A 14,527-nucleotide genomic window follows, 5' to 3' on the forward strand; every position below is an offset into this window, starting at 1 on the left:
AAGGCGTCTTTGTTCATTTTCCAGATTAAGACGCCCCAAATCACAGGGCTCAGTGACGACATTCTGATCTTCTTCCGCTTGCAGAGCAAGGGATCTTTATAATAGATTTACAAAAAGGAATATTCGTCTTTCGTCTACTGTATCATAATATATGGTAAAATAAACCTAACTTTTATTTGAGAAATACCCATGTCAGAAAACTATACAGCCCAAGCAATTGAAGTCTTAAGTGGACTGGAACCTGTTCAACGACGCCCCGGCATGTATACCGATACAACACGCCCTAACCATTTGGCACAAGAGGTGATTGATAACAGCGTGGATGAAGTATTGGCCGGCTTTGCAAGCAACATCCGTGTCACACTTCATGAAGATGGTTCTATTGAAGTAGAGGATGATGGCCGCGGTATGCCAGTGGATTTACACCCGCAATTAGGGTTAAGCGGCGTTGAAGTCATTATGACTCGTTTACATGCCGGAGGTAAATTTTCTGATAAAAATTACAGCTTTTCTGGGGGATTACATGGCGTCGGTGTTTCTGTAGTAAATGCCCTTTCCGAGCGTCTTGATGTCACAATTAAACGCAATGGAATTATTTATCAAATGTCATTTGCCAATGGCGATAAATTGTGCGAATTAAATGAAGCAGGCATTACTAAAAAAAGGGACACAGGTACAATTATCCGTTTTTGGCCCAATCCTAAGTATTTTGATACTACAAGGATTTCCGTAAAACACCTTACTCATGTGCTTAGAGCAAAAGCCGTGCTTTGCACTGGCTTGTCCATGACTTTTGTCAATAAGACAAGTAATGAAGAAATGCATTGGTGCTATGAGCAAGGACTTATTGATTATTTAAATCAATCATTACCTGATGGTGATTACTTACCTGAAGAACCCTTCACAGGTGAATTCAAAAGTGATGAAGCAACTGTTGACTGGGCTTTGGTTTGGTCTAATGGGACAAACAGCGGTTTTAATGAAAGTTATGTGAATTTAATTCCAACTGTTCAAGGCGGTACCCACGTTAACGGTTTACGATCCGGTTTATTTGATGCCATGGCTGAATTTTGTGAATTAAGAAATCTACTGCCTCGAGGAGTAAAACTTACCGCAGATGATCTGTGGGAACCTTGCCAGTACGTATTATCAGTTAAAATGAAAGAACCACAATTTGCAGGCCAAACTAAAGAACGCTTAAGTTCGCGCCAAATTTCAGCTTTTGTCAGTAATGTGGTTAAAGATGCCTTTGCATTGTGGCTCAATCAACATCGTAACCAGGGTGAAACGATTGCCTCTTTGGCAATAGAGCGTGCACAAAAACGTTTAAGACAAGCCAAACAAGTAGCACGCAAACGGGTAAGCCAAGGACCTGCTCTCCCAGGTAAATTGGCTGACTGCTTACTCACTGACTTAAGCCAAGCTGAATTATTTTTAGTAGAAGGTGATTCAGCAGGTGGATCAGCAAAGCAAGCACGTAATAAAGACTTCCAAGCAATTTTGCCCTTGCGTGGAAAGATTCTTAACTCCTGGGAAGTGGATTCATCACAGGTCTTAGCATCCCAGGAAATTCATGATATTTCCGTAGCCATCGGGGTAGATCCCGGTTCATCTGATCTGAGTGGGCTTCGTTACGGTAAATTATGCATTCTCGCAGATGCAGATTCTGATGGCGCGCACATTGCAACGTTGATTTGTGCCTTATTTTTACGCCATTTTAAACCACTGGTTCAGGCAGGGCATGTATTTGTCGCTATGCCCCCACTTTATCGGATTGATGCAGGCAAAGAGGTTTATTATGCTCTGGATGATGAAGAAAAAAATCGTATCCTCAACCAATTGGCACAAATAACTCGAGCTAAAGCCAACGTTCAACGCTTCAAAGGTTTGGGGGAAATGAATCCTATACAACTCCGTGAAACCACCATGGATCCCAATACCAGACGCCTGGTTCAATTAACCATGGATGATGAAGAAGAAACTGAAGCAGTTATGGATATGATGTTAAATAAAAAACGGGCAGGCGACAGAAAAGTTTGGTTGGAAACCAAAGGCAACTTAGCTGAAGTTTAATTTGTACTGGATTTCCTTCTATCAAAATATCAAACCATTGTAGCCTGGGTGGAGCAAAGCGAAGTAACCGTTCAGGGGAGTATGTTTGAATCTTGGTGAACGGTTTAATTTGAGCTCAGGTTGCGTGAAAATGATGCTGAGGAAACGTAGCATACATCAGTATGTGAGGCTTCCGAAGTATTATTTTCGCGCAAGATGCGCCAAATGCAGCCGTTCGGTGAATGGGCGTGAACGCTTACAAAGCGAAACCCGGGAAATTTGTGAGTAAGAAACCCGGGTTCCGCTGCGCTGCACCCGTGCTACGATAAATCACCACTTCAACAATGGGATCAAGTTAGAATAATTATCAGTCCATAAGAACTGTTCGCCACTTGTATTAAATTGCCAATGAGTTCCCTTCATAATTTGAAGGGCCAGATTTTCATTAGAAGTCAAAAAAGCCCACTGTGAATCAAACTGGCCTAATGCCAGCATGCCTTTATTATTTAAATAAAGCACCATCAACTCCAAAGATCTGCCCGCAGCATTGATCACAGGTAATAATTTCATATGTCGATTACTTAAATGAATCAATATACCCCCGTCTTCGGTAATTTTTTGTTGATATAAAATAAATGCTTCAAGAGTTAATAAATGCACAGGAATTGCATCTGAACTAAAGGCATCTATGACTAATAAGTTTTGGGAATGATCCGGTAATTGTTCTACAGCTAATCTTCCATCATTTTTTATAATGGTCACCTGGGCAGGACAATCTCTTAAGTAGGTAAACAATTGAGAATTCTTAGCGAGAGCAATGACCTGATTATCAATCTCAATTACTTTAATTTGATCCTCTTTTCGAAATTGACAGATCATAGTACCTATACCTAAGCCAATAATTGTTACTGATAAAGAATTCCATTTTTGTTGCATGACATCCACCAGGGGTTTAACCGCTCCATAATAAGAAGTGAGTCCAGTAGGTTTGTTCTCTCCTGCAGCTTGCAATCCATGCACTGTAGATTGATTGATTAAGACATGTATTCCTTGTTTATCTATTACTTTTTTTACCCCATAAAAATCACGCACCTGTACTAAAATTGAATCATTTTGTAATAGTGGTGAAAAAATAAACCCAAATAAAATCAATAACGATACAATCAAACTGGTTTTACTTTCTTGCCAAATCACGATGATAATTAATGCCAAAATAGCGCACACTTGAAAAGATGAAAACCCTCCAGGCCAATGAATACCGCGAAGAGTGTAATGCAGTAGCATAAGAACCAGAACAACCACAGGAACCCACCAACCGCCTTTTCTTGGCAATTGAGGTAAAGCAAAAAGGCTGAGTAAGATTGCTAAAGGATATTCATAAATCTGGTTGAACCAATGGGGAGCTAAAATTCCATTGAACACCCCAGCCAATACTCCCCCAAGAGCCAAGCAAAAATAAAATAAAGTAAGGGACTGTGGTTTCGGTCTGCTTAAAAATAATTGACTATGGCACAGCAATGCTAATATAAAGAAACTCAACAAATGAAACAGGATACCTTGCCAAGCCTTTATTTGCCCTGCATTTAAAATAAAACCAATGATCGGAAAAATGAGAAAAAATACACTATTTCGTGCTATCCATGGAAATGAAATCAAAGGTTTATTAGTAAATACAAGCACAAAAGTAAGCAGGTACAAAGCCAAAGGCAATACCCAAAATAAAGGTGTTGCTGCGATATCCGTAGTAATATACAAAGTCACCCCCAGCATTAAACTGCATGGAACAAAACTTAAAAAAATCCAATACAGTATTTTCTGCCAAGACCAGACTACAGCTGTTTCATTTTGTTTTTCTAGCGGTTGATAACGATTAGTAAGGAGAATAAAAAATAACAAAGCAACATAGATGACATAGCCTATGTTCCATAAATAAAATTGATTTTTTAATCCAATAAAACGTTCTATGACCCACGGATAAAGCAATAAAGACAAGAGACTACCCAGGTTAGAAGCAGCATATAAAAAGTAAGGATCTGCAGCACCTTTTTCCTTGGTCTGGCTGTACGCAAATTGCAATAAAGGTGCTGAGGCACCAATAACAAGTAAGGGCAATCCCAATTGGATAAATAAATTCGATAAAATGCTCCATTCAGGAGACTCATGAAGAATCAAGGATTGAAATACAAGAGGTAACGCAATAAAGCTCAAAAAAACGAGCACCGTATGCGTCGCTCGCCATATATTCGGTTTATTAAAAAAGCCAAGCACCGCGGCATATCCATAAGCAAACAATAATACCACTTGAAAAAAAAGCATGCATACAGTCCAAACTGCCGGGGTCCCTCCATAAACAGGTAATAAAGATTTAGCAACCATAGGTTGAATACTAAATAAAAGAATGGCGCTTAAGAACAAACTGATAGGGAATAAAAAACGCACAAAGCATCCTTGGCTAGAAAACTCCGTTGATAAAAAAGCATTGTAAGATTACAGAAATGGTTATTCAACTTGTCATATATCGAAAGTTATTATTAAACTTCTAAAATCCGTAATCAAAAGTTATATTAACGTTATTTTTTCATTATTCTAGGAGTAACTATGGATGGTTTTCCTAAAGTAAGTGTGACTGGTTATGAACAAATAAGAGATACAATAAAAACAGGGGATCTTTTATTTGCTTCAGGAAATTCCTTAATGTCTTCAATGATTAAAGGGGCAACAAATAGTGTGTGGAGAAATTGAGCATTTCTTCTCTTAAATCAACAGGGAGTCTATCTACTCTTAGTTTACTTTTATTGAATGCAAACATGGATAGTCTGGATAAAGAAAATAGTTACTCTTAGCACATAATTATCCCTTAAGTTCATTTTTACCTATTTACTCCCTAGAGGACTCACCAATTTTTTTAAAATCTTTTTCGCCAAAAATGGCCGAGCTAAATAGATAATATTTAAATTCCAATAAATTATTGCTGGGATCTTTCAAAAAAAAAGATAGATGTTCAATTCGACTACCACTAAATCGTGTTTTCAATGGAATTTCAAAAGAAACGTGCTCCCTTTTAATTTTTGCCAAAAAAGCATCAAACTCATGTCGCTCGAGAAAAATTAAGCCGAAATGTCTTGGGTAAATGCCTTCTTGTGAAGGAAGGATGGTATCCACTTTATGTGCCACAATTTGATGATTGCCAAATTCTAAAATCAAAGCATGAGCAGATTCCCGTCCTAATGAAAAACCCAATTTATGGTGATAAAAATCTTTTGCCAGAACAAGATCATGCACTGGAAATGCGAGATGAAATAAAGTATTCATGAATTTAATTTCTTAATCATTTTTTGTTTTTTCCATGTTCCATTCTTCTGAACCATACATACTCCTTGTATTAGTCTGTTCTATAAGGATAGCAAAAGCAGGCAAGCTGAGATATAAAATTATATTAATTAAGAAATAAGTATGTAAGAATGTTTCCTTTATTTAATTTCAATTTCAAATATAAAATGTTTTTAGACACTATTTTTGATTATATTATTCACATTGATGTTTATCTAAACACCATTGTTTCAACTTATGGATTTTGGACCTATTTACTTTTATTTGCAGTGATTTTCTGCGAAACCGGGCTTATTGTGACACCTTTTTTACCGGGAGACTCCTTACTTTTTGCTGCAGGCAGTATCGCAGCTCAACCCGGGAACCCATTAAATATTTCAATTTTGTTGTTACTGCTTTTTGTTGCCTCAGTTTTGGGAAATCAAATCAATTTCCTGGTGGGGCGTCTATTGGGCCCCCGCATTTTTTCTACCGATAAATCCTGGCTGCTTAATAAAAAACATTTAGATGAAACCCATGCATTTTATGAAAAACATGGAGGTAAAACGATAATTTTTGCACGTTTTCTTCCAATCATACGCACTTTTGCACCTTTTGTTGCCGGCATAGGGACAATGCGAGTTTTTCATTTTTCATTGTACAATTTGATCAGTGCCTTAATATGGATTGCTAGTTTGTTGAGCTTAGGCTATTTTCTCGGCTCAATTTCACTAGTCAAAGAAAATTTCACCCTAGTAATTTACGGCATTATTTTTATTTCAATTTTACCCCCCTTTATTGCTTTATTAAGCCGAAAACGAACCTACTCGGATGAATAGAATGTAGTTCGGAATTCATTAGATGTGTTGACATCGTCTCACTTCCCTACATTCCGCGACGTGTTCGCGGAATTCAGGATATTAAAAACAAAACTGAAATCTCGAGCAATCCACTGCTCGATCATGGGATCCTGCGAACACGTCGCGGGGCGTGGGTAGTTGTTTGTAATTGACTTAACTTACTTAAAAAATTACCAGTTCATCAGGAATTAACTCTCCTTGAAACTCCTCCAAAAGCGCCGAATAATTTTTAGAGATATATTTTAAATCCTTTTTATTATGCGACTCATTTGCTGCTAACAGCCCCTGTAATAACATAGTCCTGAATGAATGAGGATGAGTATTACCGTTTTTACTATCTTCTAGAAAATTCACTAACATATTCTTAGCCTGCTCAAGATCTTCAACCAAAGAAAATTGCTCATCAAACTGACTGGCTCTTGTTCTACCGGATGCACCATGTCTGTGAAAAAGTGAAAAAATAATTCCATCACTATAAGTACAATATGCTATTACTGTACGATGGACTATATGAATTAATCGATTTAATTCTTTTTGATCTGCCTTTGAACTCATGAATGTTAGAGGGATCTCATCACTTTGGCTAAAAAGAGTTTGTTTATTGAGAAAGTATTGAGGTTGCTTCTTTGACCTTTCAGGATTTATTACTTCAGGCTGAGTTTTCTTTGGCTTACTTACATCTGTTTTTGGGAAATTTTGATCTTGAAGGGGTAATTTTTTTGTCACAGGATCTTTTTTAAGTTGCTTAGGTTCTATTTTTAATCCAATTATTTTCTTACTGCTTGAATGGGATAACACACTGCCCCCGGGTTCATTGGGCGCCGCTAAAACTTTTGACTTTTTAACTATTGTCACTTTTGTAGTCCAATGTGCATTACCCCAGTTATGTAAGGTAATAATAGGGTAAGAAGATTTATCACGTCCGTTCTCCTTACCGACGACATGGAGATTTACATGAAGTTGATCTGCGATTTCTTTCAAGTCATAATGGGTTGCCCATCTTCCTTTTTCTTTAATCTTTTCCATGCCTTTTAAAATAACTGAATCCGGATTTGCTTTCCTACCCACTATTATGTCTTTTTCTAATACTTCTTTGACATAAACATTTTGTATTTTTTGTGCTTCCTTATCGCCTTTTCCTTTAAGTTTTAGTACTAGTGATTGAGCAGTTTCTTGGGCCAATCTTTGGACTTCTGGAGATAAAGCCAATTCATTAAATTGGCTTATTGCAGCCAATGAGCGATCGTTTTTTCCTAAGTAAAAGTCTATTAATTCCACGAACTTGCAAAATATTGGGGTAGCTGAAATATTGCCTCGCCCATCTTTTAATATGTCTTCTGTTATTATTCTGTTTAGGGGTTCGTTTTTATAGACATTAAAGGCAATAATTCTTAAAGACATTTGTAACTTGAACAGGAGCTCTTTTTTATAATGTCCATGCGAGTGATATAATTCGTTTAAATCAAAGTCGAGAATCTCTTGCAAACTGACATGACGAAGACTTTGAATCCTCCATTGCTCATAAGTTTTGCTTTTTTCAGTAAGTGCGTGTTCTTTTTGAATAATATCGATTAAACCTATAGCAAACGCATAAAATCCGCAATCACCACCACCTGGATTATCGAGCACCCTTTCTTCTATAGTAAGATGATCATCCAATATTTCGGGGCTCGGATTAGTCAGGGATGGTCCCTTGCCAATTTCAATTTTGGTTCCAGACATTGATTACTCCCCGGTTGCACTCTATAGAATTGATCTCTTTGGAAACTCTACTGCAAAAGCGACTTATTTCGTCGCTCGAATCCTCATGTACGTGTACACTCCGGTTCTGCGCTCCCTCGCAATTCATCCTCTGCAGCGAGTTTCCAAAGAAGTCTAATACAAAAATGTTCACATATTATGCTACGAGGGAATTTAACTCGCAATAGAAAGTATTTATTTGGAAATAATCAGCTAATCGGCAATCAATAATTGCGATAGCATGCCATTTTGAATCCAACCCTTAAGAAAAGAAGCAGCCTTCATCCCCACCTCTTCCGGTTTTATCCACTGGCAAAGTCCTTCACAAAGTGCACCAAAAGACAATCTTTGTGATAAGTTGTCTAAAGCCCAAGCTTCTTCATCTGAGAGACTATAAAATTGAATTATATATTCTGGTGAGCGCCATAAAACCCAGGATGTAGGCATTGAGCTTTGTTGCAATTCAGGCAGTTCCCGATCGTGAGTTAAAGCCTGCCAAAGAGGAATTGTATTTCCTAAATAATTGACTCGCTGTAGCGATGGATGGAGAACAAATTGAAGATTGGGCCATGCCTCAGGTGGAATAACCGCCATATCCTCAACTCGTACTACCTGTTCATCAGCAGCATCAAAAGCCAAACCCATTTTCCACTCAAAATCAGCAAGCTCAGATAAATGAGGATAGTGGGGATAATTATGCTTAATGAAATCTGCTAATAAATCACCAAACCAACGAATAGAGCGATAACAAGAAGGATGGGCATCAATGTAATAAGTAGATAACTTATTAAATTCTTCGGTTCCTAAATAAGCATATAAGGCAGGAAAGTTAGTACTCAAACTTTCAATAAGCCGAAGTTTATAAGCATCACGATAAATGCCTAGGCGAGTTTCCACTGATACCAAATCAGTTTGTACTATAGAACCATGAATCTCAGCATGCCCTGATAAGAGAAATTTTTGAAACTGATTCTGTAACTGGGAAAGCTCCGTCATACCAGTACCTCTTCAACTAAAATTGACTCAGCAATCCGTCGTGCCTGATTGATTTCTGCGAGCAATTCCGCAAAAGGAGGCATATTGTCATCTCGTTCAATCATAGATGATATCGGCCCTAAACGTTGCAATGCTGCAGCATAAAGATTCCAAACAGGTTGAATTACTGGTGCGTCATGCGTATCGATAATGTAATCGCCATGATTTGAATGGCCAGCTAAATGAATTTGCGCAACACGTTCGGCAGGCATAGCCATAATATAATCCATGGGATTAAACTGATGATTTACAGAACTCACATAAATATTATTTATGTCTAATAAAATATAACAACCTGCTTGTTTTACAATTTCCTGGATAAATTCCCATTCGGTCATTTCAGATTGTTTGTAAGTAAGATAACTGGAAACGTTTTCGATTAAAATGGGACGCCCTAAAAAATCCTGTACTTGCTGAATTCGCGATGCAATGTGGGTTATTGTTTCACGTGTATAGGGAACAGGCAACAAATCATGAGCATTAATCCCGTTAACCCCCGTCCAGCATAAATGATCAGATACCCAGACTGGCTCGACACGAGCTACCAACGCTTTTAATTGATTTAAATAATCACGATCCAGCGGGTCTGTACTTCCTAATGAAAGAGATACCCCATGCATCACTATAGGATAGTGAGCTCGTATTTGGTCAAGATAGTAAAGTGGTTTGCCACCTGAAACCATATAATTTTCGGTGAGTACCTCAAACCAATCCAAGTTGGGTTTTTGTTCCAAGATTTCTTCATAATAATCAGGTCGTAATCCCAATCCAAAACCTAAAAAAGGCATTTTTTCAATTGTTTTATACTGTGGGATATCCATATTCAGCCCGGGGAAAGATATGAAACCAGGCATGCAATACATGCCTGGAGTAATGCGAAACTCAAATTGAAATTATTGAACAACAGTACCGCCTGCTTTTTGGCAGTCCTCTTGAGACATTTCAGCGATACCTTTTCCTTTACAAGCGTTTTGGCCTTTACAAGCGTTATCAGCAGTTTTGCAAGCGCCTTGTCCTTTACATGCATTACCACCTTGGCATTTTACCATGCCCGCAGTAGTATCAGCTGCAAAAGCAGGGGTTAAAGCAAACATAGAAGCAGCACCCATTGCAAGAGCAACGCCTGTTAATTGTAATTTGTTCATTTACTTAATTCCTTTTAGAGTTAGTTAAATAAGCTATAAGGCAAAATATAATTTAGCCCTTTGCATTTTAGAAATTTATATTTAATTTTGTCAAGTTCGCCTTTGAAAAATAATGGTTTTCCTCTAGTGATTAGCCAAATCGCACCAATAACAGCAAAATGAGCATAATCCTTAGTCATCTCCACTTCCAAAACAAAGTCTATAATAAAAATAATTGTTGTAATTTTAAAGTAACAATAAAGATATGACTCAACCATTATTTACAACCAAAGAAATTTTTGAATTCATTAAACAACATGAACCTTTTAGTTGTATGAGTGATGCATGTCTTTCAAAACTTTCTCGTGTTTTGGAAATAGAATCCCGAGCCGGTGATTCCCTTTTGATTAAAAAAGGGGAAAATATGAATGACCTCTACATTTTAATTAAAGGTCGTCTTTACTATCAAATAACCGATATTGAAGGAAATGTAACGTTCCAAGGCGAGCTACATGAAGGATCAATTATAGGTGAAATGGCTCTTTTGTCTGATTTACCACGTTCTGCGAATGTCTATACCTTGCGTGATAGCATTATCTTAAAATTATCGAAAAAATATTTTTTGAAATTGTGCAGAACATTTCCTGAACTGCTGAATAAAATAACCCAATTCACCATTCAACGACTAACCAACTCACTGCAGGGAATCCATAGCGCTTCTACACGCGATAAATCTATTGCTCTAATCCCTATAAGACCAATACAAGACCTCGAATTTCAATTGCAAGAAATGATTTTTCGTTTCTCCTATGGAGAAAAAATTCTTTTATTAAACAGTAGTTATCTGGAAAAAAGAAAAAATCTGCTGGATGCGAATGGAAATATGAGTAATGAAGGGATTTTATGGATTAACCAACTAGAAAAAGAGTACACTTATATTTTCTATCTCGCTGATGAAACAATAACAAGCTGGACTAAATTTTGTGTACGTCAAGCAGATTCACTCGCTTTTTTAGCACTGGCAGAAGAACATGATCCTGACTTATCCGAAGTAGAGAGTTACATTTTAACAATGCAAAGTAATTTTATTAAACGAAACGTACTAGTACTTCTTCATCAAACTGCAAACCCACCAAAAAATACTCAAAGCTGGTTAGAAAAACGCTCTGTCAACAGTCATTTTCATGTTCGAAGTAATACAGAGGACGGTATTTCCCGGATGATGCGTATCTTTACTGACAATACCATATCCTTAGTACTCAGTGGCGGCGGCGCACGAGGTCTCGCTCATATAGGTGTTTATCGCTTATTAGAAGAAAGAGGGATCCCCGTAGATTACATTGCCGGAACAAGTATGGGAGCAATGCTCGCAGCTGTTTTTGCTATGGGATATTCTTCTAGTGATGTTTTGAAATATGTAGAAGCGTATTTGATCAAAGGGTCCAAAATTGATTTTACCTTCCCCTACATCGCAATTGCTACAGGCAGAAGAGCCACAGACAGTCTTATTGAACTCTATGGTGAAAAGAGTCAAATCGAAGATTTATGGCTTAACTATTTTTGCGTATCAACGGATTTAATCAGTAAAAATTTATATGTCCATGACAGAGGACTATTATGGGAATCCATTCGTTCCAGCATTTCCTTACCTTTTATTTATCCACCAGTATCTTTTAATGACAAACTTCTAATTGATGGTGGAATACTCAATAATATACCCACTAATGTCATGAGACAGTACTCACATAGCAGTAAAATTATTGCTTCCAATATTAATAATAATAATGCATTTAAATTATCACCAATACCCTATTCGCTTTCTGGATGGAAACTGCTTTACAATAAATTTATGGGGAAAGAGTCAATATTACCCATTAACTTAGGTGAATTGGTGTTGAGACTTCTAACAATCAGCTCCCATCAAAATACCTCAAAAATGATGGCCATGGCAGATTATGGTATTACTTTAAAAACAGATCAATATGGCATTCTGGATTTCAAAAAATACAAAGAAATCGCCGAAACAGGTTATGAACAAGCAAAAGCTCAGTTTACCGCACAAAATTCAGCCGAACTATTAAAAATAAAAAATAATCCTCAATTTAATTCTGACAAAATGATATAAGTTTATCTTAAGCTCAAGGTTATTTTTTCGCCTTTCGTGCAATAACCTGATCAAATAGCGCTCTTTTCTCTGGAGGTAACGATTCTCGTCGCAAAGCCATCATTTCTTCGACTGAACCTTGTATGCAATCTGGAGTAAGGCGGTCGAGAATTAAAAAGCCATTTAAATGATCAATTTCATGTTGTAAAACCCGAGCATAGAATCCCTCTTCAATTTGTTGATGAAAACGACCTGACTCATCATAATAACTCACTGTGATTTGCTCATATCGAGGAACCTTCCCGGATTTGCTGGAAACAGAATAGCAACCCTCAAAATCTTGGCGCATTTCAGATCCAGCTATCGGCTCATAACTTGGATTAATCATAATATGCATAGGATAAAATTTGTTAACATTATCCCGCAATAAAGTCGATTCTTCGGGAATATAGATTGCAATTATTCTTTTTGCACAGTTTACCTGGGGCGCGGCCAAACCAACTCCACCCAATCCATGCAATTTAGTCTTCATTGCAGCAATTAACTTTTTATCTTCCTGGCTCAAAGGAAACTGGACTTCTTGAGCCTTACTCTTTAAAACCTTACGGTATTCAGGTTGTTCTATAGTTACTATGTCCATAGCCATACTTGTGGTACTTCCTAATAAGTATAATGCGAGCCCCAAACACATTCTTTCCATAGGGCTAATTCATTTTCTTCATGTTTTCTGTTTGAACTGCAAAATAATCTTTAGCTTGATAAATATGATCCGCATCAATACCAACGCGCAGTGCTTCAACCAAATCTTCTTGGTGTTGACTAATCACACGAAGCTCTGAAACCGGAACATCTGTAAGTTGTTTTGTAACCAAATAATTGAGTAAAGACATTGTGGAGCCGGGATCAACCGTTTGGTTTTCCTCTTGTGTTTTAAAGAGTTGGTAGCGGTAAGACAAACAAAGAAATATACCGGGAGCAATTTCAACAGGCTCTTTATTTTCTTTAATGCTTACATCAATATCTCGATAAAAATTGATGGATGGATATGCTTTTCGCAACATATTGAGAATCTGCAATACATGCAATTCATTGGTATTCGCAATAAAATAAATAGGATCTCTTTTCGATTTAAATCCAGCTGCATGAGAAACTTCTGAATTTAAATCGCGCTCTGCTTCATGAATTAATACTGAGAGATAGTCTGCCTTTAATTCATCCCATTCGACTTGTGAATTCCAAGCATGTTCCAGAAGCATCCTTGCAAAAGTATTGGAATACAACTGCTTGCCCTTTAATTCCTCCATGTCCCTCTCTGCAGGAGCTGCATCCTTAAGAAATGAAAAAATTTCCAATAAACGTTCCAAAAATTCTTCTGTAGTAAGTTTACCTAAGCGATAAGGCTGAATTAATTTAGAGTTATTCCTACCCAGTTGATACATAAGCCAAGCATAATTTGTCCATGATTGAAAGAAACTGGAACAACAACTGAAATACCCCGTAGAATAACGATCGCAAATATCTTCAAATGAGCGGACACAGGTGCTAATGGGTTTTAAAGCATGTATGGCTGATAAATTAACAATAAGTGGCATGATTTTAATGACCTGGGTATTTTTTTGCCGATTTTATCCCAAATAATAAAGTGATTCAAATGAAGAACTTACTTTGTCACTCAAATCAGTTCCGTTGTGTTTCTACTCTCAGGGTAAACCCTAAACTCCTACATAATAACTGTGATAATATATCACATTTCTCAAACGCTTATGCTTATGCAAACAACAAATACAATACTGCTGCGGACGTTAAGTCAGCATGATGAAGCTAATTTTCTCCTGACCATGCAAAAAAGCCGGCATTTTCACTATCCATTTGTTAGTGCACCTCAAACTTCTGAGGAGTTTCAAACCTATTTACAAAAATATCAGCACGAAGATCGTCGATGTTTTTTAGCATTAAACCAGAATGAAGAGATTATCGGTGTATTCAATATTAATGAAATGGTGCATGGTGTGTTTCAAAGTGCATACATGGGTTATTTTGCATCGGTAACCTACGCTGGCCAAGGATTAATGAGTCGAGCATTAAAACTGGTTTTAAAAGAAGTTTTCTTAAAATTAAAACTGCATCGAATTGAAGCAAATATCCAACCTACTAATACTGCATCCATTCATTTAGCCACCCAAAATGGCTTTCTTAAAGAAGGATTCTCCCCAAGATATTTGAAAATAAACAATGTATGGTGTGATCATTTTCGCTTTGCTTTAACCTATGAAGACTGGTTAGCACATCAATAGAGTTACTTG

The 14,527-nt window shown here is 37.2% G+C and carries 14 protein-coding genes; 5 read left to right on the plus strand and 9 right to left on the minus strand.

The window, feature by feature from the left end; translation table 11 throughout:
- Positions 1 to 189 precede the first annotated feature (189 nt).
- Positions 190 to 2,073 carry a DNA topoisomerase IV subunit B gene (gene parE, locus A8O27_RS02005; protein WP_058460279.1) on the plus strand — a complete coding sequence of 628 codons (1,884 nt, stop codon included), beginning with the start codon at positions 190 to 192 and terminating at the stop codon, positions 2,071 to 2,073.
- 309 nt (positions 2,074 to 2,382) lie between these two features.
- Here the strand turns inward: parE and A8O27_RS02010 are convergent, their stop codons facing one another.
- A complete protein-coding gene (locus tag A8O27_RS02010) occupies positions 2,383 to 4,491 on the minus strand; it encodes a fused MFS/spermidine synthase (protein ID WP_058460278.1) in 2,109 nt (702 codons plus the stop codon).
- A gap of 159 nt (positions 4,492 to 4,650) precedes the next feature.
- Here A8O27_RS02010 and A8O27_RS18680 point away from each other — a divergent pair, with 159 nt between their 5' ends.
- Entirely contained in the window at positions 4,651 to 4,794 is a 144-nt protein-coding gene (locus A8O27_RS18680; RefSeq protein ID WP_154669229.1) for a hypothetical protein, read from the plus strand.
- 135 nt (positions 4,795 to 4,929) lie between these two features.
- Here A8O27_RS18680 and A8O27_RS02015 read toward each other — a convergent pair whose 3' ends face one another.
- Positions 4,930 to 5,364, minus strand: coding sequence for a VOC family protein (locus A8O27_RS02015; protein WP_058460277.1), 435 nt, complete (start codon positions 5,362 to 5,364; stop codon positions 4,930 to 4,932).
- Between the two features lie 185 nt (positions 5,365 to 5,549).
- On the opposite strand from A8O27_RS02015, the gene A8O27_RS02020 reads away from it, so the two are divergent.
- Positions 5,550 to 6,200: a DedA family protein gene (locus tag A8O27_RS02020; RefSeq protein ID WP_058460561.1), complete on the plus strand. Its 651-nt coding sequence runs from the start codon at positions 5,550 to 5,552 to the stop codon at positions 6,198 to 6,200.
- A gap of 183 nt (positions 6,201 to 6,383) precedes the next feature.
- Here A8O27_RS02020 and A8O27_RS02025 read toward each other — a convergent pair whose 3' ends face one another.
- From A8O27_RS02025 to A8O27_RS02045, 5 genes are all read right to left on the minus strand, one after another.
- Positions 6,384 to 7,943, minus strand: a complete 1,560-nt coding sequence (locus A8O27_RS02025; RefSeq protein ID WP_058460276.1) for a hypothetical protein — start codon at positions 7,941 to 7,943, stop codon at positions 6,384 to 6,386.
- A 231-nt stretch (positions 7,944 to 8,174) separates the two neighbouring features.
- Positions 8,175 to 8,957, minus strand: coding sequence for an HvfC/BufC N-terminal domain-containing protein (locus A8O27_RS02030; protein ID WP_058460275.1), 783 nt, complete (start codon positions 8,955 to 8,957; stop codon positions 8,175 to 8,177).
- A complete protein-coding gene (bufB, locus tag A8O27_RS02035) occupies positions 8,954 to 9,817 on the minus strand; it encodes an MNIO family bufferin maturase (protein ID WP_058460560.1) in 864 nt (287 codons plus the stop codon). Before bufB ends, A8O27_RS02030 begins: the two co-directional genes overlap by 4 nt.
- 72 nt (positions 9,818 to 9,889) lie before the next feature.
- Positions 9,890 to 10,141: a BufA2 family periplasmic bufferin-type metallophore gene (gene bufA2, locus A8O27_RS02040; RefSeq protein ID WP_058460274.1), complete on the minus strand. Its 252-nt coding sequence runs from the start codon at positions 10,139 to 10,141 to the stop codon at positions 9,890 to 9,892.
- Positions 10,142 to 10,161: 20 nt separating this feature from the next.
- Positions 10,162 to 10,320: a hypothetical protein gene (locus A8O27_RS02045; protein WP_154669230.1), complete on the minus strand. Its 159-nt coding sequence runs from the start codon at positions 10,318 to 10,320 to the stop codon at positions 10,162 to 10,164.
- A 65-nt stretch (positions 10,321 to 10,385) separates the two neighbouring features.
- Between A8O27_RS02045 and A8O27_RS02050 the strand changes: the two genes are divergently transcribed.
- Positions 10,386 to 12,245 carry a patatin-like phospholipase family protein gene (locus A8O27_RS02050; protein ID WP_058460272.1) on the plus strand — a complete coding sequence of 620 codons (1,860 nt, stop codon included), beginning with the start codon at positions 10,386 to 10,388 and terminating at the stop codon, positions 12,243 to 12,245.
- Positions 12,246 to 12,264: 19 nt separating this feature from the next.
- On the opposite strand, the gene def is transcribed toward A8O27_RS02050, so the two are convergent.
- Together def and A8O27_RS02060 are read right to left on the minus strand one after the other, a co-directional pair.
- Entirely contained in the window at positions 12,265 to 12,870 is a 606-nt protein-coding gene (def, locus tag A8O27_RS02055; protein WP_058460559.1) for a peptide deformylase, read from the minus strand.
- A 58-nt stretch (positions 12,871 to 12,928) separates the two neighbouring features.
- A complete protein-coding gene (locus A8O27_RS02060; RefSeq protein WP_058460271.1) occupies positions 12,929 to 13,816 on the minus strand; it encodes a hypothetical protein in 888 nt (295 codons plus the stop codon).
- A 177-nt stretch (positions 13,817 to 13,993) separates the two neighbouring features.
- Here A8O27_RS02060 and A8O27_RS02065 point away from each other — a divergent pair, with 177 nt between their 5' ends.
- Positions 13,994 to 14,518 (plus strand): GNAT family N-acetyltransferase, encoded by a 525-nt coding sequence (locus tag A8O27_RS02065; protein ID WP_058460270.1) that lies wholly within the window; start codon positions 13,994 to 13,996, stop codon positions 14,516 to 14,518.
- Positions 14,519 to 14,527 lie beyond the last annotated feature (9 nt).

Origin of the sequence: Legionella bozemanae (assembly GCF_001648595.1) — a bacterium.
Lineage (GTDB): Bacteria > Pseudomonadota > Gammaproteobacteria > Legionellales > Legionellaceae > Legionella > Legionella bozemanae.